The 21,537-nt window shown below is 40.8% G+C and carries 16 protein-coding genes; 13 read left to right on the forward strand and 3 right to left on the reverse strand.

Annotation, left to right across the window (positions count from 1 at the left end; all coding sequences use genetic code 11):
• Positions 1-101 precede the first annotated feature (101 nt).
• From H6G77_RS18115 to H6G77_RS18155, 9 genes are read left to right on the forward strand one after another with little or no spacing between them, the layout of a single operon-like run.
• On the forward strand, positions 102-431 hold the full coding sequence (locus H6G77_RS18115; protein ID WP_190872301.1) for a hypothetical protein: 330 nt from the start codon (positions 102-104) through the stop codon (positions 429-431).
• Positions 431-772 carry a hypothetical protein gene (locus H6G77_RS18120; RefSeq protein ID WP_190872302.1) on the forward strand — a complete coding sequence of 114 codons (342 nt, stop codon included), beginning with the start codon at positions 431-433 and terminating at the stop codon, positions 770-772. The genes H6G77_RS18115 and H6G77_RS18120 overlap by 1 nt, the downstream gene beginning before the upstream one ends.
• Entirely contained in the window at positions 772-3,063 is a 2,292-nt protein-coding gene (locus tag H6G77_RS18125; protein WP_190872303.1) for a collagen-like protein, read from the forward strand. Before H6G77_RS18120 ends, H6G77_RS18125 begins: the two co-directional genes overlap by 1 nt.
• Complete coding sequence (locus H6G77_RS18130) at positions 3,060-4,097, forward strand: hypothetical protein (protein ID WP_190872304.1); 1,038 nt, start codon at positions 3,060-3,062, stop codon at positions 4,095-4,097. The genes H6G77_RS18125 and H6G77_RS18130 overlap by 4 nt, the downstream gene beginning before the upstream one ends.
• A gap of 40 nt (positions 4,098-4,137) precedes the next feature.
• Positions 4,138-4,551: a hypothetical protein gene (locus H6G77_RS18135; protein WP_190872305.1), complete on the forward strand. Its 414-nt coding sequence runs from the start codon at positions 4,138-4,140 to the stop codon at positions 4,549-4,551.
• Positions 4,552-4,983 carry a hypothetical protein gene (locus H6G77_RS18140; protein WP_190872306.1) on the forward strand — a complete coding sequence of 144 codons (432 nt, stop codon included), beginning with the start codon at positions 4,552-4,554 and terminating at the stop codon, positions 4,981-4,983.
• Positions 4,970-5,599: a collagen-like protein gene (locus H6G77_RS18145; protein WP_190872371.1), complete on the forward strand. Its 630-nt coding sequence runs from the start codon at positions 4,970-4,972 to the stop codon at positions 5,597-5,599. Before H6G77_RS18140 ends, H6G77_RS18145 begins: the two co-directional genes overlap by 14 nt.
• Before the next feature lie 5 nt (positions 5,600-5,604).
• Complete coding sequence (locus H6G77_RS18150; RefSeq protein WP_190872307.1) at positions 5,605-5,814, forward strand: hypothetical protein; 210 nt, start codon at positions 5,605-5,607, stop codon at positions 5,812-5,814.
• A gap of 52 nt (positions 5,815-5,866) precedes the next feature.
• On the forward strand, positions 5,867-7,069 hold the full coding sequence (locus H6G77_RS18155; protein WP_190872308.1) for an anion transporter: 1,203 nt from the start codon (positions 5,867-5,869) through the stop codon (positions 7,067-7,069).
• A 195-nt stretch (positions 7,070-7,264) separates the two neighbouring features.
• Here the strand turns inward: H6G77_RS18155 and H6G77_RS18160 are convergent, their stop codons facing one another.
• A complete protein-coding gene (locus H6G77_RS18160) occupies positions 7,265-7,933 on the reverse strand; it encodes a pyridoxamine 5'-phosphate oxidase family protein (RefSeq protein ID WP_190588365.1) in 669 nt (222 codons plus the stop codon).
• A 217-nt stretch (positions 7,934-8,150) separates the two neighbouring features.
• Between H6G77_RS18160 and H6G77_RS18165 the strand changes: the two genes are divergently transcribed.
• Complete coding sequence (locus tag H6G77_RS18165; RefSeq protein ID WP_190872309.1) at positions 8,151-9,617, forward strand: PLP-dependent aminotransferase family protein; 1,467 nt, start codon at positions 8,151-8,153, stop codon at positions 9,615-9,617.
• A 233-nt stretch (positions 9,618-9,850) separates the two neighbouring features.
• On the opposite strand, the gene H6G77_RS18170 is transcribed toward H6G77_RS18165, so the two are convergent.
• Positions 9,851-10,492 (reverse strand): DUF938 domain-containing protein, encoded by a 642-nt coding sequence (locus tag H6G77_RS18170; RefSeq protein ID WP_190872310.1) that lies wholly within the window; start codon positions 10,490-10,492, stop codon positions 9,851-9,853.
• Between the two features lie 126 nt (positions 10,493-10,618).
• On the opposite strand from H6G77_RS18170, the gene H6G77_RS18175 reads away from it, so the two are divergent.
• The 3 genes from H6G77_RS18175 to H6G77_RS18185 all read left to right on the forward strand — a co-directional run bounded on the left by H6G77_RS18175 (position 10,619) and on the right by H6G77_RS18185 (position 20,095).
• On the forward strand, positions 10,619-16,024 hold the full coding sequence (locus H6G77_RS18175; protein ID WP_190872366.1) for an ATP-binding sensor histidine kinase: 5,406 nt from the start codon (positions 10,619-10,621) through the stop codon (positions 16,022-16,024).
• Between the two features lie 256 nt (positions 16,025-16,280).
• Positions 16,281-18,728: an ATP-binding protein gene (locus tag H6G77_RS18180; RefSeq protein ID WP_396020678.1), complete on the forward strand. Its 2,448-nt coding sequence runs from the start codon at positions 16,281-16,283 to the stop codon at positions 18,726-18,728.
• 86 nt (positions 18,729-18,814) lie between these two features.
• Positions 18,815-20,095 (forward strand): sensor histidine kinase, encoded by a 1,281-nt coding sequence (locus H6G77_RS18185; RefSeq protein ID WP_190872312.1) that lies wholly within the window; start codon positions 18,815-18,817, stop codon positions 20,093-20,095.
• Between the two features lie 358 nt (positions 20,096-20,453).
• Here the strand turns inward: H6G77_RS18185 and H6G77_RS18190 are convergent, their stop codons facing one another.
• Positions 20,454-21,443 (reverse strand): iron-siderophore ABC transporter substrate-binding protein, encoded by a 990-nt coding sequence (locus H6G77_RS18190; protein ID WP_190872313.1) that lies wholly within the window; start codon positions 21,441-21,443, stop codon positions 20,454-20,456.
• Between the last annotated feature and the right edge of the window lie 94 nt (positions 21,444-21,537).

The following is a 21,537-nucleotide window of genomic DNA, read 5'->3' on the forward strand; positions in this document are numbered from 1 at the left end:
TACAGGTAATCAGTAAATCTACATCTTTTAGGTAAAAGATGTAGATTTACGATTTTTTATATTCTGGTTAGAACGGATTTATTTACTAATCAAAAATCCGTATGGCAGAACCAACACTACAAGAAGTATTCGGTGCAAACGCAATACAAGACGCTAATACAATCACCATTTACAAATCTGACTTACCAGGATTAACACCACAAGAAAACAACACGGCAGAAAGTTTGCTAACGGGAATAAATGTAAAAGCAAAGCAAGCACTAACACAAAGTAACTTTGATGAAAACTTAGACCAATCAGTTTTCATCGAAAGAGGATTCTCAAATTTTACATTTCGAGGCCCAAACCAGGATTCTTACCGAGTTGACGTTTTAACAATTAACCTTGCTAAACCTGACGACAGCGACGAAATCGACCCAGATAACTATTAATGGCAGGCTGGGAAATCAGAGTAGACATACCCTACTCATATAACGGTAGTCCCACCATACCTTACAGCTATTACCCGGTTGGTTGTTTTCGCGGTGGCTACAATTACTACCTCAATGGCGGCGATTTTATTCTTACCCATGCTGATGGTGAGACAAGACTAGGCGGCGGTTGGCTTGGTGGCTATGCAATACAAAGTTTCAACGTTGTTAATCTTGCCCCATGTTGTCCTGAAGGTTGGATGCGGTGCAAAAACGCCAATGGTACATACTGCTGTCTTCCCTGTGATGAAATTAAAAATTCAATTGCAAGCATCACAGCAAATTTAAGGAACGTTAAATAATGAGTGATTGCTGTTCTGAGATTAAGAGCGAATTGGCCGCTTTACGCGCGGAAGTTGCCAGAATAGCTAATTTAAAATCTAACCCTGTTGACGAATACGCTCGTAGATTAGCCAAGGAAGCACTAAAAACCGCTTACCTAGCTGATGCAAATGCCTATAAAGCATTAGCGGGAGTAGAGGATGTACGCGCCGAGATCAAAGAACTCAAAGCAATTTTGGTAGCTGTGGCTGCGGCGGCAGCATTAGCGGCGGCAGCAATGGCGGCGGCTGGTGCTGCTGCTAGTGCGGCGGCTGGTGCAGTAGCTAAAGCCAGCGAAGCTCTAGGTAAGATAGCTGGTTTACTTGATAAAATCAGTACCATTCTTGAGTTGATAGATTCGTTGCTGTTTTTGAAGCATTTAGTCCAGCAAATTCAGCAGGGGCAATTATCACTCGAAGATACTGTTAATGCTTTGCAACTTGGCGTAAATGCCCTGCGTGGTCAAGTTGGTCGCGGTGGCCCGCCGGGAAGAGATGGCAGACCAGGACGTGACGGGCGTAACGGTAATGACGGACGACCGGGACGTGATGGACGTAACGGCGTTGACGGACGACTAGGACGTGACGGACAGCGTGGACTTCCCGGTAATGACGGTAGACGCGGACTACCCGGACGTGACGGACTGCGCGGACTTCCCGGTAGAGACGGTAGACCAGGACTACCCGGACGTGATGGACTGCGCGGACTTCCGGGTAGTGACGGTAGACCAGGACTGCCAGGACGTGATGGCAGAAATGGTGTTGACGGTCGTAATGGTCAAGATGGTCAACCAGGAAGAAACGGCGTTGACGGTCGTAATGGCAGCGACGGTCAGCCAGGAAGAAACGGTGTTGACGGTCGTAATGGTCGTGACGGTCAACCAGGAAGAAACGGTGTTGACGGTCGTAATGGTCAAGATGGTCAAGTTACAACCATCACACTAGAACGAGTCAAAGTCGAAAACAAATTTGAATATATTTACCGTCCCGCACCAGCACCAATCGTTATTCATGGCCGAGATGGTAAAAATGGTTTAGCTGGTCGTGATGGTCGAGACGGGCGAGACGGTCGCAACGGCGTTGATGCAGTCTTAAAACCTTACCCTATACCGCGAAACGGTGTTGATGGTCGTCCTGGGCGAGACGGGCGTAACGGTTTAGATGGTCGTCCCGGTCGTCCCGGTTTACGAGGTTTACCAGGAACTAACGGACGTAACGGCGTTGACGGTAGAACCGGGTTAAACGGTCGCAACGGTACAGATGGTAGAAATGGCGTTGATGGTAGAACCGGGTTAAACGGTCGCAACGGTACAGATGGCAGAAATGGGTTAAATGGTCGCAACGGCACAGATGGTAGAAACGGCGTTGACGGTAGAACCGGGTTAAATGGTCGCAACGGCGTTGACGGCAGAAATGGGCTAAATGGTCGTAACGGTACAGATGGCAGAAATGGCGTTGACGGTAGAACTGGGTTAAACGGTCGTAACGGCACAGATGGTAGAAACGGCGTTGACGGTAAAAACGGCTATGGGGTGAATGGGCGTGACGGTGTAGACGGTCGCAATGGTTTAAACGGGCGTGATGGTGTAGACGGAAAGGATGGTAAGCCAGGAGAGGATGCAGATGTGAAGTTTGTAAGTATTCAGGTTCCTACTTGCGTATGCGAACAACAGCCTGATGGCAGTTGGAAACCAAAACGAGTTAATACCACTGTGACAGCGATTGCGAATAAATCTGGAACTGCCAATAACTCAAAAACCATAATTTCGGAACATGAAGAGTTATGCAAAGCGAATGAAGAACTTTGTTTAGCGAAAAATAAAGAATTTGAAGCTTATCTTTCTGTCCCTGATCACTGGCCGACTCGTAGCGGACAAAAACCACAATTGGCAATTCAATATGCTGAGAATAAAGGTAACGGCAAGATTGGTAGAACAAGATGGACTTTATTACTACCACATTACCGATACGGTCAAACGCATGATCCGAAATTTCCAGACTACGAAAAAGGTTCTTTTTTAGGTGTACAAGAATTAAACGATAATTCTAAAATTACTGTTTGGTGTAAGTCTAAACAAGAGTGTTTAAGAATTATTGGTATTCTTAAGCAATACGTTGAGCCAAAATTTTTAGAAAATATCAACCCGCCGACAGTAACAGATTCAAATGCTAGTAGAAAAGAATCTTCCGTGACTCCAACATTAATGCAATTTTTCCCCAATGGTCAAAAAGATGATGCTCCAGCATGGTCTAAAAAGCTGAGAAAGAAATGAATAATGTTTTAGAATTTGATTCTGTTTTTATGATTAATGGCAGATTAGCAATTAAATTACAAACTCTTGCTAAACTGCTAAAATACTCTGATGTTTATCTATTACAGCTAGTTAAAAGCCTAGCAAAAAAAGGAATCAAGATAGGGTTTAAATGGAAACGTAATTGGTACATATTTTTACCAAAAACTCCTATCAACAAGCTGATTCAAAACAAGAATAATGTCAATATTAATGGTGGAGATAGTAGAGGTAGTGCAACTACGCCATCAGGAAACATAATCAATGACGATTGGAATAATGCTATTGATGAATTACCTAGTGGAATTACTGACACTTTACAAAAAACAAATTTTTCAATTAGCACGATTAATAATCAGCTTGTTATTTCAACTGGATTTATTAACTTACTTTCTTCGACCGTAGACCCAAAGAAAGTATCTCTACAGTTTCCCTTGTCTCAAGCCAGTTTCAAGAGTACCACTGACTATAAGTACGGCTATTACATTTATTACCGTGAGGATAGAATGTCTACTTTTGATCCAGGCGATGCAGGAACTTTAAAATCTACCCAATTACCAGCAGCTTTATTTGAAATCTGTAGAGCTTTAGACGCTGCTGAGAATACCCGCAATGGTGCTAACCCAGGGCTGACACCACGCCGAAATATCTCTACAACTGTTAGCTTTGACACAGGAACAATTGCTGTAGCTGCAACCATTCCAGTTACACCTAGCATTGGTGCTGGTGGATTAATCCAATTGACCGCTAGTGATTACCTTGGCGCTCCCTACTCTAACTTTACTAACGGCGGTGGTGATTTAGCTTCTGATACTTTGCCGGAAGCATTGTTAGAAATGGCTAATCTACTTGCAGCAGCAGAAAAAGCTGTTACACCAGCAGAAAACCAGCCAAATAATGTACAGGTTCAGTTCGATTTAGAAACTGGCTCTGCTACCATTAGCGCCAATATGCCTTTTACCACTGCGGCTGCAACTAATGGTGATGTTACTGTTCATGCCATTGATTATCTCTAATTCATGAATATCCACAATTTATTCATAGGTAGGTAATTAAATGGCTGGTAAATTAGGCCCTAGAGCTACAGTTTTATTCAAATCTGGCAGTGGTCAAGGTAAAGGCGCAAAGTCTCAATATGTTTATATGTTGAGGTCTGTTGCTGAAAAGTTAGGATTGAAAATCGTACCTGATGCTACCGTGACTCGTAAAGCACCAGCAAGCAGTAAAGGGAAAAAAGAAATTAAAGTTTCTGTCAGGGGTAGTTTTGGTGCAAAGCGGATTAAAGTACCTTTACCTGGCACTCAAAGTAATACTGCTACGAGAAAGGGTGTGAAAGTCAAGTATCTTTCTGTTCCCGTTCCGGCTGATGCCACAATTGCGGACATTAAAAAGTTTCTGCAAGGTGCTAGTAAGAAACCCCAAAGTTTTGTTAGTCCCAATGGACGCACTTATTCACTCTCTACTAAGTAGATGAATAATGAATTTCAACTAGTATTTAAAAATCAGTATAGATTTGATTTGAAAATAGTTGATTCTGTACTGATTCCTTATTTATTTGAAGGACAAGAGCAACTAATAATAAATATTGATGCTAACCCGTCAAAAAGATATAGAACTAGTGGAAGAATTGAACAAATCCTTATAGATTTAGGCTCTACGGTTGGTGTTGGTGAAGTACTAAAACTTGGGTCACAGGTAGTCACATTTTCCAATGATTTAGGCAGGTTTAAACTGAAATTCTACCCTAATAGATATATTGGAAACACTACCTTTAGCATCAAAAGAAATACTACTTTCTCACTCAGTAATCAAGATTTATCATCGGTTGTTGATGCCATAAATACGGTACAAACCTCTGTTGATTACTTAAATGAATTAATCGGGGGTGATGATGCCAATTAACATTAATGATGATGAATTTCCTGCTGCCAATGATGACACGTTGAATTTAGTGCAAATAGTCAAAAGTCTTGTCTATTTGGTTAAAAGAATTACTGGTAAAAGTTCATGGAAACATGAGCCGGATTTAACCTTAGATGCTCTCAATTCTGCATTCCTTGATGGCACTTTGAAGGGTGAGAAAGGGGACAAGGGTGACACTGGTGAGCAAGGCTCTCAAGGTATTCAGGGTGAGAAAGGGGACAAGGGTGATCCTGGTTCAAACGCTAACGTTACTCCTGGGGCATGGCAAACACCTACTCTTCAAAATGGGTGGTCTACCTTTGATGTAACACCTAAATATAGAAAACTTGCTGATGGCAGGCTAGAAGTAAAAGGTTCTGTGAAATTTAATAGTATCCCTGCTTTACCTTCTACCATTTTTACTTTACCTGTAGGCTATAGGCCAATTGAGATACAACGATTATCTTGCGTGACACAATTCAACGCCGAGAATAGAGCCGCAAGAATAGCGGTAGGAACCGATGGCGCGGTGTTCTTTACTGGTGTAAGTAACGCAACGGTAACTAACACATCTATCTCTAATTTCCCCTTGAATTTTGTTTGTCCATTGGATTGATATGTATGACAGCCGAACGAATTGGAATGTTAGTAACTTCTGTTACTATTATTACTCAGGCAGGACTTTATTTACTTAGTGGGGGGTTTTCTGCTGGTGGTAAGCTCACCAAAATCGAATCTGAGATGAGAATGATTCGCCAAGAACTCAGGGCTTCTAATCAGATGCAGGATTACCGCATTAATAAATTGGAAGAGCAAACACCAACTAAATAACCCTCTGGGGATTCAATCTACATCCCTGTTAACTAGGGTGGGAAAGTAGGCAATGATAGTTCTCAGATACTTAGTAATTTTACTGACTTATATTGGTCTAGGACTGGGCTATTTACCTGGGCTGCGGATGAATCGTGCCACGATCGCCCTTGTGGGTGCGGCTTTTTTAATGGCATTGGGATTACTGGATTTATCTGCGGCGTGGAGTGCTATTGACTACAAAACCCTTGTCTTTTTGTTTGGGATGATGATTATTAGTGCTAATCTGGCGGCTTCTGGTTTTTTTCAGTTGGCTGTTGATTACACTATCCGTTATGTCCACAGTCCATTAGGGTTATTAATAGTCTTAACTTTTGGCAGTGGCTTTCTCTCAGCACTATTCCTCAATGATACGATCGCTCTTATCCTCACGCCTTTGGTAGTTGGCATCACTCAGTTACTCAGTCTCAACCCTATTCCTTATTTGTTGGCGTTGGCTGGTGCAACTAATCTGGGTTCTGTTGCTACCCTGAGTGGTAATCCACAGAATATTTTAATTGGTTCGTTTTCGGGGATTAGTTATCTAGACTTTGCCAAGGCTTTGACACCACTAGCTTTAATCGGTTTGGTAATTCAGGTAGGTTGGTTATGGTGGTTATATCCAGAGGTGCGATCGCTACATCCTTATCTAAAAGTTGAACTACCACGCTACCGCACCTTCAAACCATTGTTAGTCAAGAGTTTATTAATTACTACTGGATTGTTGATAGCTTTTTTGCTGGGAATTCCCACGGCGGAAGCTACCCTGATAGCGGCTGGATTATTACTCGTCACACGCCGGATCAAACCAGCGCGAATTTTGCCAAAAGTTGACTGGGACTTGCTATTGATGTTTTGTGGGTTGTTTATCCTAACTGAAGGTGTCCAAAAATTGGGGGCGCTGGAATGGTTTTCTCCTTTCGTTCATACTCCCTGGAGTATTTTGGGAGTCACGGTGTTGTTATCGAATCTTGTTTCTAATGTCCCGGCGGTACTGCTACTACATCACCTCATTCCCCATCCTGACAAGCAAACTTGGCTACTACTAGCGGCGGCTTCCACACTGGCAGGAAATTTAACGCTGTTGGGTTCTGTTGCCAATTTGATTGTAGCGGAGGCAGTTGCTAAGAAAGGATATCGGCTGACATTTGGCGAACATTTGCGATTTGGGCTACCGCTAACTGTTGTAACTCTGGCGCTTACCTATGTTTGGATTTTTAAACTCAGAGTTTGGTGAATTTATATGTATACCAAACCCTTACACCCAGTTTCCACAGAAAATCTTTGTGCTTAAGTCTTATATTAGGAATACGGTTTGATTCCTGAATCTAATTGTGTAGGCAGGGAGTAGGGAATGGGGAGTAGGGAGTAGGAAAGAAGTCTGCTCTGGGTGTACTGATTTTTTTCCCAAATCAAATATTAGTCCTATACATTAGTTCAGTTTCTGTGGTCTGGTATAGTTTTTGAAATTAGGCGGTACTGCAATATTGGGGGCTAATTTAGCATCGTTTATAGGTACAGCCGCCGTCAATTTTAAGGGAATTTCCCCAGCCCAGACGGGTATTTGATAATCAACTTCATCATCAATTGGCCCTCCAGTCCGAATCTTGGCGCTGGCTTCTGTCAGGGGCAAAGATAACACTATGGTTCTAGATAATTCTTGATGATTGGGCGATCGCACTTCCTGCCATCTTCCTAAAATGACATGTTCTGTAAATGCTTGCAAGGCTGCTAATTTCTGGGCTGCATCCTCGATTAAAGTTGCTTTACCAAAAATAACCACTGAGCGATAATTCATGGAGTGGTGAAATGCCGATCGCGCTAATACCAACCCATCAATTAAAGTTACAGTGACGCAAACATCAATACCTTGTTGCAGCGATCGTAACATTCGACTAGCGGGTGAACCATGAATATACAATGTATCTTCAATCCGCCCATAGGCTGTAGGAATGACAACAGGTTGTCCATCATTAATAAAACCAACATGACAGACTAATCCTTCATCTAATATTTGATAAATTGTCTCGCTTTCGTAGTTGGCTCTTTGGGGTATACGTTTAACTGTGGTTCTTGGGCTGGGGGCTTTTGGTTGAGGCATAACTAAAAGTTCCTACTCTATATCGTTAGAGTAATCAGGTAAGTGGAGTGATACAAGAGCCACTTTTCAATTAAATTACCAGTCCACTTACCGCAGATTCGATATTTATGAGGTACAGCAACTGATTGGAAAAAGTAATGAGTAAATTTCTGACTCATTACTTATTACTCATGGTGTACCTCACTTACTTCAAAAGTGCTGTATTTGTAATACTCCTATGGATTTTGTGATTAGTATTGATTCCCAAGCAGCTTTACCTTTACATCGCCAAGTTTATACAGAAATTCGTCAGGCAATTCTTACAGGGAGATTAACTCCAGGAGAAAAACTACCTTCAACTCGTGTGCTGGCTCAATTACTTGGTGTTTCTCGCGCCACCGTTACCCAAAGTTATGAAATGCTTCTGAGTGAAGGTTATCTAGAAACCAGTGTTGGTTCGGGAACCTTTGTCTGTCGTCAACTCCCTGATGATTTACTCAACACCACACCTATTCCACCAAAATTACCAGCAAATCCGCGTCCCATATCCTTATCAACCTATGGCGAAAGGTTGAGTCAGGGTAAATTTTTACACATCCCCGAAACAGATGTCGAGATTAGCTTTAGTTATGGACGACCAGCTTTTGATGAGTTTCCGATTAAGTTGTGGCGTAAGCTCTTATCTCGCCATTGTCAGTCTAGTAAGTCAGTGCTTGATTATACTTACAATTCACAGGGTTATCAACTTTTGCGGGAGGCGATCGCAGCTTATCTATCTCGCTCCAGAGCCGTGAAATGTAACTCTGAGCAAATCATAATTGTCGGTGGTTCACAACAGGGGATTGATTTAATTACTCGTATATTAATTAACCCTGGTGATTGCATAGCAGTGGAAGATCCAGGATATTTAAGTGCTAGACGAGCTTTTTTAGGGCAAGGAGCTAATTTATTTCCTGTAGCTGTAGATCAGTCAGGATTAATTGTCCATCATTTAACAACAGGTATAATTCCTAACATTAAGCTTGTTTATGTCACCCCATCACATCAATTTCCCACAGGTGCGACACTATCGCTGACTCGCAGGTTAGAGTTACTAGCTTGGGCAAAAAAATCAGGGGTAATGATTATTGAAGATGACTATGATAGCGAGTATCGTTATGGTAAACGACCGATTCCCGCATTGCAAGGATTAGACCAAGGTAACTCAGTCATTTATGTGGGGACATTTTCTAAAGTTTTATTTCCGGCCTTACGTCTGGGTTACTTAGTTTTACCTCCAGATTTAGTACCAATATTTGCCCGTGGGAAATTGTTAGCAGATCGGCAATGCAGTTTATTAGAACAATATGCCTTGACAGATTTTATTACCGAAGGACATTTAGAACGACATATTAGACGGATGCGATCGCTTTACGACGGACGCAGGCAAACTTTGGTACAGTCTTTATTTGACCATTTTGGCGACAAAATCAAAATCCTAGGAGAAAATGCCGGAATGCACTTAATGGTCAAGTTCAACACTAAACTCAGTGATGATGAAATAGTTCAGCGTGCTGCCCTGGCTGGAGTGAATATTGGGGCAGCATATCCTCAATATTTAAAAGATAGTCCTGGTAGTGAATTTATTTTTGGATATGCTGAACTCAGTCATCAGAAAATACAAGAGGGAGTGCGTCGATTAGCTCAAGTGATTTTAATTGATTAAGCGGATATGATGTCATACCAATTCACGAAATTACTGATACAAATTACGTATGAATTCAGCACCCAGGAGTCAGAAGTCAGAATTTATCAGGACTGTTATTTAACTAGGATATTCATTTACCAAATCTTCTCCTGATTCTTTAATCCTTCTGACTCCTGAATTCTTACCAAATTACTTCCTCTGCTCCTCTGCTTCCGGTCGCCGAGAGAATTTGAGGTGCTGCTTTATATGTATCACTTCCGTTCAAAAACTACGGAGAGATTATTGGCTGGCATTTCATAAATCTGTTTCAAGACAAGATGTTGGGTTTGAGCAACGGCTATGACATCATCTAAGTTACGCACACCCCATTCTGGGTTTTGGGAACGTAAATATTCATCAAAAGCAGCATTACTTGGGGCTGTATGTTCTCCACCTTGTTTAAAAGGCCCATATAAATAAAGAATACCACCCACAGGTAAAATACGATTTGCCCCTGCCATCAATCCTAAACAAGCTGACCAAGGTGAAATGTGAATCATATTAATATTGACGATGGCGACAATGGGCGAATTATTTAGCAATTGGGTTGTTGTTTCTTGCTCTAGCACCCACACAGGTTCTTTAGCATCCAGTTCCAATGGTGGATAAACATTTTGACATCCATAGTGTTCAGTCCAAGCAACTATACTTGCTCTGGCTTGGGGACTGACATCTGTTGGTAGCCACATCACATTTCTCAGTTGCGATGCAAAATAAATTGCGTGTTCACCTGTACCACTGGCAATTTCCAAGACTGTTCCACTTTTAGGTAATACTTTTAACAGTACGTCGAGAATTGGTTGGCGATTGCGCTCGGTAGCTGGGGCTGATTGTCTTGCATCTTGTGTTGTCATGCTTATGGTTTTAGTGGTTGATTTTACGGTTATTGTGGCAAGTTCAAGGTAAATTTTGCTCCTAGTATCAATTAACTTCTATACATGGGAATACTACGTTTAGAAGTTTTCTCGACTAAAAGTAGTATGGCTGCAACTCAATTTAGTATTCCCGGATATGTAGTTAATGAGCAAATCTATGATGGGTTCAGAACTTTAGTTTACCGAGCGTTCAGAAAAACTGACAATTTACCTGTAGTCCTGAAACTCCTGAGAAATCCTTACCCCAGTTTTAGTGAAATTGTCCAATTTCGCAACCAGTATACAATAGCTAAAAATCTCAATCATCCTGGAATTATTCAAACTTATAGTCTGGAACAGTTTCAAAATAGCTATGTTTTGGTGATGGAAGATTTTGGGGGAATTTCCTTAACCGAATGGCGAAAGGTAATAAGCGGTGAATTTTTTGAGGAATTTTTGCAAATAGCGATCGCCCTCTGTAATATCTTAGATACACTTTACAAAAATCGGATTATTCATAAAGATATTAAACCCAGAAATATCTTAATTAACTCCACAACTAAACAAGTTAAGTTAATTGACTTTAGTATTGCATCTTTATTACCAAGAGAAACTCAAACCTTAGTTAATCCCAACGTATTAGAAGGAACACTTACTTACATTTCTCCAGAACAAACTGGGAGAATGAATCGCGGGGTTGATTATCGCACAGATTTTTATTCCTTGGGTGTAACTTTTTATGAATTACTCACAGGTGAATTGCCATTTGTATCTGATGATGCAATGGAATTATTACATTGTCACATTGCCAAAACACCGACGGGATTAGGAACCAGAAAAGATATTCCCCAAGTTATTTCCAAGATTGTGATGAAATTGATGGCGAAAAACGCCGAAGATAGATATCAAAGCGCATTGGGGCTGAAATTTGATTTAGAAAAATGTTTACAGCAGCTAAAAGAAACTGGTGAGATTCAAAGCTTTGAAATTGCTAGTCGGGATGTGTGCGATCGCTTCATGATTCCTGATCAACTTTATGGCAGAGAAACAGAAGTCAAAACCCTACTCCAAGTATTTGATAGAGTAAGCCAAGGTGCAACCGAAATGATGCTTGTTGCTGGGTTTTCGGGGATTGGAAAAACAGTAGTGATCAACGAAGTCCATAAACCAATTGTCCGCCAACGTGGCTATTTTATCAAAGGTAAATATGACCAATTTCAACGGAATATTCCCTTCAGTGCCTTTGTGCAAGCATTCCGTGATTTAATGGGGCAATTACTCTCAGAATCAAATGCACAATTGCAAACTTGGAAAATCAAAATTTTAGAAGTTGTCGGCGAAAACGGACAAGTTTTAATTGATGTCATTCCCGAATTAGAACGCATTATTGGCGCACAAGAACCTGCTACAGAACTATCAGGAACTGCTGCGGAAAATAGATTTAATTTGCTATTGCAAAAGTTTGTGAAAGTTTTCACTCATCCAGAACATCCCTTAGTGATATTTTTAGATGATTTGCAATGGGCAGACTCCGCATCACTGAAATCGCTACAATTGTTGATGCAAGATACAAAACATTTATTGCTCTTGGGAGCATATCGAGATAATGAAGTATCACCAACTCACCCATTTATCTTGACTGTAGATGAGCTAAAAAAAACAGGCGCAGTTATCAATAAAATTATCCTCCAAGCCTTAAGCGAAACTAATCTCAATCATTTAGTTGCAGATACACTAAATTGTGAATCATCACTTGCCCAACCTTTGACAACATTAATCTATCAAAAAACTAAAGGTAATCCTTTTTTTGCTACCCAGTTTCTCAAAGCCTTAAATAACGAAAACTTGATTACATTTGACTTGGAATATCGTCATTGGCAGTGTGATATTGCTCAAGTGAAAGCTTTAGCAATTACTGATGATGTAGTAGAATTTATGTCATTGCAATTGCAGAAGTTTCCCCAGCAAACTCAAAATATTCTCAAGTTAGCAGCTTGTATTGGGGCGCAGTTTGATTTGCAGACATTGGCAATTATTTCGGAACAAACACCAGAAACAACGGCGGCAGATTTATGGAAAGCTTTGCAAGCAGGATTAATCGTTCCCAATACAGAGATTTATAAATTCTTTGTTCAATATGAATATATTTCTGGTATTTATGCAGCAGCTAATCCAGTTTATCGCTTTTTACATGACCGAGTTCAACAAGCAGCTTATTCCCTGATTCCTGATGACAACAAGCAAGTCACACATCTCAAGATTGGACAGTTACTGCTGCAAAATTCTGCCGCCATAGAACGAGAAGAAAAACTGTTTGATATTGTGGGACATTTAAACCAAGGACAAGCATTAATTAATCAACCACAGGAACGAGAAGCTTTAGCAGAACTTAACTTGCAAGCTGGGAATAAAGCCCGACATTCAACCGCTTACACCGCCGCTAGAGAATACTTTCAGACTGGTATTGACTTATTAGAGGTTAATTGTTGGCAAAGTCAGTATGAATTAGCTTTGAATTTATATATAGCTGCAACGGAAGCCAGTTATTTGAATGGTGATTTTAATGGTATGGAACAACTTGCAGCCGTAGTATTGCAGCAGGCACAGAGCATTGTTGACAAAGTTAAAATCTACGAAATTCAAATTGCCGCATTAACAGCAAGTAGTCAAATATTAGCAGCGATCGCAGTCGGCAGAGAAGCTCTAGCCCAATTGGGAGTTGAATTACCCAGCCAAGTAGACGAAACTGAGATTGGCAAAGCTTTAGCAGCAGTTAACCAGCAACTCCAAGGACGAGAAATTGCTGCATTGATTGACTTACCTCTGATGAGTGAACCTCAAGCTCAAGCTGCAATCCAGATATTAAGTATGTTGTTTCCACCAGTGTTACTGGGAATGCCTGGTTTAATGCCCATTCTCGGCGCAACAATGGTACGCTTATCCCTAGAGTTTGGCAATACTCCCGCCTCCATCCCTGGCTATGCAATTCATGGGATGGTGATGTGTGCCTTTTTTAGCGAAGTCGAAATCGGTTATGAATTTGGTAAATTATCCCTCTCCTTACTAGAGAAGTTGAATGCTCAAGGTATGAAGTGCATCACTCTTAATCTGTTTGGGGCTTTCATCCACCATCGCCGACAAGCACTGTTGAAAACGCTAATCATCCAGAAAGAAAGCTATCGGGCGGGGATGGAAACGGGCGATTTCCTGTACGCTGGCTATAGCATACAAGGGTATGCCTTTGGAGGTTTGTTCACAGGTTCTGAACTGAACGCTTTGGCGGCTGAATTAACTGCTTACAGTGCTGCTCTAGCTCAATTTAAGCAAGATTCGGCGCGAGTTTATCTGGATATGATACAGCAAACAGTGGCGCAATTTAGAGAAAAAGTGAGCCAACCCGATTGCTTAATTGGCACTTTCTATGATGAAACGGTGATGTTCCCGAAACATGAACAGGATAGGGATCTCACGGCGTTCGCTTTTACGTACAACTACAAACTGCTACTTGCCTACTCTTTTGGCAATTATCACGCTGCCCTCGAATATATCACCCAATTTAAGTTCTATTTAATGGCAGTATCAGGAATGTTTTTAGTTCCCCTGTTCCATTTCTATGCAGCCCTCACCCACCTCGCAGTTATTACCGCAGCACCAGAAGAAATGCTCACCGAGGTAGAAACCCATCAAAATATTCTGCACCAGTGGGCGCAAGATGCTCCCATGAATCATTTACATAAATGGCATTTAGTAGAGGCGGAAAAATTACGAGTTACTGGTGATAAATTAGCGGCGATAGAACATTACGAACAAGCCATTACCCTGGCGAAAACTCACAAATTTCTCAACGAAGAAGCCTTAGCCAACGAATTAGCTGCCAAATTTTATCTTGATTGGGGCAAAGAAAAAATCGCCCAAACCTACATGATGGAGGCTTATTACTGTTATGCGCGGTGGGGTGCAAAAGCCAAAGTTATCGATTTAGAAACCCGTTATCCCCAACTACTTCTAGCAATTCTGCACAAACAACAACCGACTTTCAAACCAACAGAAACAATCATTTCTATCTCCTCTCACACTATCCAAAGTTCCTCTCTGAGCAATACTAGCCTTTCACAAGCCCTCGATTTAGCAACTATTCTCAAAGCATTTCAATCTTTATCGAGTGAAATTGAGTTAGATAAATTACTCTCAACTTTACTTCAAGTAATCCTCGAAAATGCCGGAGCCGATAAATGTGCATTACTGATGCCAAAAGATGATTCTTGGGTAATTGAAGCATTATCTCAATTTCAAAAACCTGCCATTGTTTTACGCTCTTTACCCTTTGAGAAAATAGTCCCAGTTACTTTAATTAATCGGGTGAAAAATACGCTGGCTGTCACTGTAATTGCCAATGCCATAGTCGAGCCAACTTTGCTTGCCGATCCTTATATTCTGCACCATGCACCCAAGAGTATTTTCTGTGCACCAATCCTCAAACAAGGCAAATTGATTGGCATTTTATACTTAGAAAATAACTTAACAATGGGCGCATTTACCAGCGAACGCATTGAAATTCTCAACTTACTCTGCACTCAAGCCGCAATTTCTCTAGAAAACGCCAACCTATATCGTCAATTAGCAGATTATTCCCACAATCTCGAACAAAAAGTAGCAGAACGCACCCAAGAATTAACAGCCAAAGCTACTCAGCTAGAATTAACACTCAATCAACTTTACTCAACTCAATCCCAACTCATTCAAGCTGAAAAAATGTCTAGCTTAGGACAATTAGTTGCTGGAATTGCCCATGAAATTAATAATCCAGTTAACTTTATTTATGGTAACTTACAACCAGCCAGTGAATATGTAGAATCCTTAATTGAATTAAATAACTTATATCAGCAACTTTATCCCCAACCATTGCCAGAGATTGCTAATAAAATCGCCGATGTTGAACTAGAGTTTCTCATTCCAGATTTACAGAATCTTCTGTCATCCATGAAAATAGGAGCAAGCCGTATTAGTGAAATTGTACAGTCACTGCGAAACTTTGCCCGTTTGGATGAAGCAGAAATAAAACCAGTAGATATCCACACTGGTATTGATAGTACGCTGTTGATTTTACAGCATAGATTTCAGATGAATAGCCAACATCCAGAGATTCAAGTAATTAAAAAATATGGGAAATTACCTTTAGTTAATTGTTATGCTTCTGCTCTTAATCAAGTGTTAATGAATATCATTAATAACGCCATTGATGCGCTAGAGATGAATCCCAATCCTCAAATTATCATCCAAACTGAGTTGATCAATGACAAAAAGGCAGTGATCAAGATTAAAGACAACGGGATAGGAATTAGTAAGTCTGTACAGTCTCAAATATTTAACCCATTCTTCACGACAAAATGTGTAGGTCGTGGTACAGGTTTAGGGCTATCAACTAGTTATTCGATTGTGGTAGAAAAACATGGCGGTCAATTAAGTTGTATTTCCGCACCAGGAGAGGGGGCAGAGTTTATCATTGAAATTCCTGTATTGGAATATTTTTAAAATTTAAATGAAACCATTTATTGGATAAAATCTGAGTTGTTGCCAAAATCAAAATGTAAAAATCTGATATAAGAGAATGAAAGAATTATTAAGATATTAAAAACCTCAATCAACAAATTGAAAGAAAAATAAAAAATAATCCACTCATAACTCATAACTCCTTACTTATCGTACTTTCCTCCCCGCAAGGTCTTGGTTATCTTGCTTCACAAATGGGTATCATAAATTACCCATCTTGAATCTGTTACAGATGCCTATGTCCGTCTTATCGTTCTGGGAATCTTCCTCATCAGGGAAAAAACCTGTCGGAGATTCGCCCCTCAGCGCCAAATCTGGTAAAGCTTCGCGCAGCTTGTTAGCTAAGGTCATTGTGGGTGGTACTACTTTATTTGTAGTTGTTGGTGCTTATTTTAGCTATCAAACCCTGCGAAGTGTTATGCTCGGCAATCTCAAGAATCAAGTGCTGTCAGAGGTGAAACAAAGTGGAGATGAAATTGATCACTGGCTGGCAATTCTCAAGGTGAGAGTTGATATGTTGGCGAACACGGATGAGGTGCGCTCCGTGGATTGGTCGATCGCTAGTAAATATTTAAAGGCGGAAGACGAGCGACTTGAGGATTTTTCCCTGTTTGGTTTAACCACACCAGATGGATGGCGAGAGAGTACAGTCCCCAATAGTAAGCGGGCAAATGTTACAGATAGACGCTGGTTTCAAAGGTCGATCGCTGGCTATGTTCATGTCGGCGACCCCATGATTGCGAGAGCGAATGGTGTGTCATCAGTTCCTATCTCCGTTCCTATCCGCAAAGATGGCAATCCATCGAGTCCCCCCATCGGCGTAGTGCATGGTAGTGTTGCTGTCGATCGCATCAAGGATGTCACAGAAAAACTCAAATACGGCAACAATAGCTATGCTTTTACCCTCAACTCTGCCGGACAAGCGATCATCCATCCTAACCCTGACTTCATGACTACGATTGAAAAACCAGGGATCAAATTGATTGATGCGACAGATCCGGGTTTAGCTGCGATCGCCAAAAAGATGGTCAATCGCCAACAAGGTATAGAATTAGTCAACATCGACAAAACTGTTAAATATGTAGCGTTTCTCCCCCTCAAAGAAGCTAACTGGTCGGTAGCACTGGTAATTCCCCGCGAAAATATTGAATCTCAGCTAAAACTCCTCGATATCATCGCTTTTGCAGTCTTAGCCTTGGCAGGGGCATTAATTGGGGTGTTGGTTTATGTCCAATCTACAGAACAAGCCCAACTCAAACAATCAAAAGCCTTAGCCGATGCAGCCAAAGAAATTGCTGACAGTGCCAACAATGCCAAAAGTGAATTTCTTGCCAACATGAGTCATGAACTCCGCACGCCGTTGAATGGGATTCTTGGCTATGCCCAAATTCTCGGACGTTCCAAAGCCTTACCAGAAAAGGAACGTCAGGGAGTCAACATTATCCACCAGTGCGGGACTCATTTGCTGACACTGATTAACGATATTTTGGATCTTTCCAAAATCGAAGCACGAAAACTGGAACTTGCGCCCCAAGCTTTTCACTTGCCGTCTTTTTTGCAAGGTGTGGTGGAAATTTGCCAAATTCGGGCGCAGCAGAAAGGCATTGAGTTTCACTACGAACCGGATGCTGATTTACCCTTGGGTATTAGTGCTGATGAAAAACGCCTGCGCCAAGTCTTGATTAACTTACTAGGTAATGGCATTAAGTTTACCGATCGCGGTAGTGTCACGCTACAAGTTCACCGCATTGGGCAAGATTCCGACAATAGCACTAAACTGCGCTTTAGCATTGTCGATACTGGAGTGGGGATTGCCACCGCAGATATCAATAAACTCTTCCAAACCTTTGAACAAGTAGGAGATCAAAAGCGGAAAGTCGAAGGTACAGGGCTGGGATTAGCCATTAGCCAACAGCTTGTACAGTTAATGGGTGGACAAATTAAAGTCAAGAGTCAGCTTGATGCGGGTAGCGAATTTTCTTTTGAGATTGTTCTACCCTTAGCTAATGATTGGAGTCAACAGCAGACAGCATCGCTAGGTAAAATTATTGGCTACGAAGGCCGACAGCAGCATATTTTAGTGGTAGATGATCGCTGGGAAAATCGCGCCGTTTTAATGAATCTGCTAACGCCACTAGGATTCATCATCACCGAAGCCGAACACGGACAAGCTGCTTTAGACAAACTCCAGCAACATCTCCCTGATATTGTTATTACTGACTTAGTGATGCCTGTAATGGATGGTTTTGAACTGCTGCGCCGGATTCGGGAACAGGAACAACTGCGTTTGCTCAAAGTGCTTGTCTCTTCCGCCTCCGTTGCTCAAATCGATCAGCAAATGAGTATTGATGCTGGTGGCGATGATTTCCTTGCCAAACCAGTGCAAGTCAATGATTTGTTTAGATTGCTGGAAAAACATTTGCAACTCACTTGGAAAACTGAAGATACCCCCAATCAATCGGCAGATGAACAGCAAGCAACAGAACTCATTCCACCTCCTCCAGAGAGTCTCCAGGCTTGGTTAGAACTTGTGCAGGAGGGGCGATTGAAAAAGCTGATTACAGCAGCCGAACAACTGGAACAACAAAATCATCAATACAAACCCTTCACCCAGAAGATTATTCAACTGGCAAAACAGTTCCAAAGCGAACAACTGGAACAATTCATTCAGCAGTATCTTGCTTAAAAGCAGAGCTGTCAGACTTTGAGTTATCAAAACTTTCCCAACTTCAGTGACTAAAGGCTGACTATATTTACGTCCAAACTTCCAAAATGATGTACACACCGCCAATATCTACCATCACTGGTTTAGTTTTAATTGTTGATGATACCCCCTCCAATCTAGAGGTAGTTTCCGAGACTCTAGGCGATGCCGGCTTTGATATAGCTATAGCAACCAGTGGCGATCGCGCCCTCCAACAAATCGAACGCAGTCTTCCTGACTTGATCTTACTAGATGTGATGATGCCGGGAATCGATGGCTTTGAGACTTGCCAACGGTTGAAAGCCAATGAGCGCACCCGCCATATCCCAATCATTTTTATGACTGCTCTTTCCGACGGTGAAAGCAAAGTTAAGGCATTAGAACTAGGAGCCGTAGATTATATAGTCAAACCCTTCTATGAAAAAGAAGTTTTGGCAAGAGTTAGTACCCATTTGCAACTATCTCAACTCACCAAAAACCTTGCAGCCCAAGTCACCCAAAAAGCAGCAGAACTAGAAGCATCTCAACTGCAACTGATTCAAAATGAAAAAATGTCTGCCTTGGGTAATCTCATCGCTGGGGTAGCCCATGAAATTAATAATCCGATCAGCGCAATTGTGGGCAATGTCGATGCAGTGCAAGATTATCTGAATGACTTATTAGGTATTATCGATCTCTATGCACAGACATTCCCCCAACCTGGTGCAGAAATTGAAGATGAACTGACAGCAGTCGATTTAGATTACCTCCGAGAAGATTTACCCAAACTCATTCGGGCGATGAAAGATGGAGGCGATCGCATTACATCCATCAGTCAAAGTCTGCGAATTTTTTCGCGTGCGGATAGCGACACCAAACAATCTTTTAATATCCACCAAGGCATTGATAGCACTATTTTAATTCTCCAACATCGCCTCAAATCAAACGAACAACGTCCGGCAATTATCGTAATTAATAACTATGATAATTTGCCTGAAGTTGAATGTTTTCCGGGTCAACTGAATCAGGTATTTATGAATATATTGGCTAATGCCATTGATGCTTTAGATGAATCCAGTCAAGGACGAAGTTTTGCAGAAATTCAAGCTAATCCCAACAGTATTAAAATTACTACATCAATCAATAATCACTATGTAAAAATCTCCATTGCTGATAATGCTAAAGGGATGAGTGAAGCGGTTAAACAAAAAATATTTGACCATTTATATACTACTAAACCAGTAGGTAAAGGTACAGGTTTAGGTTTAGCGATAGCAAAACAAATTGTTGAACAAACTCACAAAGGAAAATTAAGTTGTCATTCTATCCTTGGTCAAGGTACTGAGTTTATTATTGAAATACCTGTTTAATATGTTTGTAAAAATTCAGAATCAGAATTGTAAGAATTCAGCACCCAGGAGTCAGAATTCAGAATTTATCAGGACTGTTATGTAACTAGGATATTCATTGACCCAATCTTATCCTAATTCTTTAACCTTCTGAATCCTGAATTATTACTCAGAATTTAAAAGTAATCCAGTAGGGTTAATTTATTGATTGATAAAAATCCAACTAATCATTCAATATTCTGACTCTTGAATTTTTACATTCACTATAGCAGTCCTAAATCATTTGTGAACAACGAGATCCCCGACTTCTCAAAGAAGTCGGGGATCTGAGCCTCTCAATTTTTACAAATCACATAGGATTGGTATAACAGAATAAATCTTATAAAGCAAATTTACTCATTTTTAAGATATATTGATAAAGCTCATCAAGTATCTCATAAGCAGCCAGAATATTTAATCCGCGCCAGACAGAAAAATCTACTAAATATACTTGATTTTGCTGCACAGCTTTGAGTTTCGACCATATAGGTTTTTGTTGTAGTTTCTGAATTACAGAGTTATCATCTTTGCGTAGAGGCGCAATAAATAAAATATCACTGTCAATCTTAGGTAAAAGTTCCTCGGAGATGGCTAAATCAAATTCACCTGATTCTGCAAAAATTGGATTTAATATGCCAATATCAGCCAAAATTTTGCCAGCAAAAGATTGTTTCCGAGTAATTACTAATTGCCCAGCCGCCACATAAGCAAATGATATCTGAAGTTCTCGCTGCTCATGATTAATTATCTGCTTTAAGTTATTAATCCGTTGATTATATTCACCCATCAATTCTGTAGCTGTCTGCGTTTTTTGCAGAATATTTGCTACATCTTGGATATGTTGTTGCCAATTGGCTTTAGTTTCTATCCAAGGTAAAACTACTGTAGGTGCAATTTTGGAAGTATATTGATAAATTCTATTAAAGAATGGTTGAGACACAACTATAATTAAGTCAGGACGTAGCAAGAGCAGTTTTTCTAAATTAATTTGACCACTGGAACTGCGGATGATTTCTACTCCATCTGCTTTTCCTTGAAAGTAATCAAAGTCACTCTCGATTTCATTGGTGATCCAAGTTGCGATCGGCTTGACATCTAAAGCTAGAACAGCAGCAAAACTATTAAAATCTAAGGTAACAATTCGTTTTGGGTTGAGGGGAATACAACTTTCTCCCTTGACATGCTGAACTACTCGACATGGGACACTTTTTTGCAAAGAGTTGGAATTGCTGACTTTTGGAATGACACTTTGACTAACAGCCCAAACCAGTGTACATATCAAAATCCCGCATAAAAATAGGGCAATAAAGTGACGTGAAATCAATTTCATAAATTTTCGTTGAATACCACAAGATGAGTAAACATCTTCAGAAGTAATTAAAATTCAGGAGTCAGAATTCAGAATTACAATCAGCATTGAGCAG

Origin of the sequence: Aulosira sp. FACHB-615 (assembly GCF_014698045.1) — a bacterium.
Lineage (GTDB): Bacteria > Cyanobacteriota > Cyanobacteriia > Cyanobacteriales > Nostocaceae > Nostoc_B.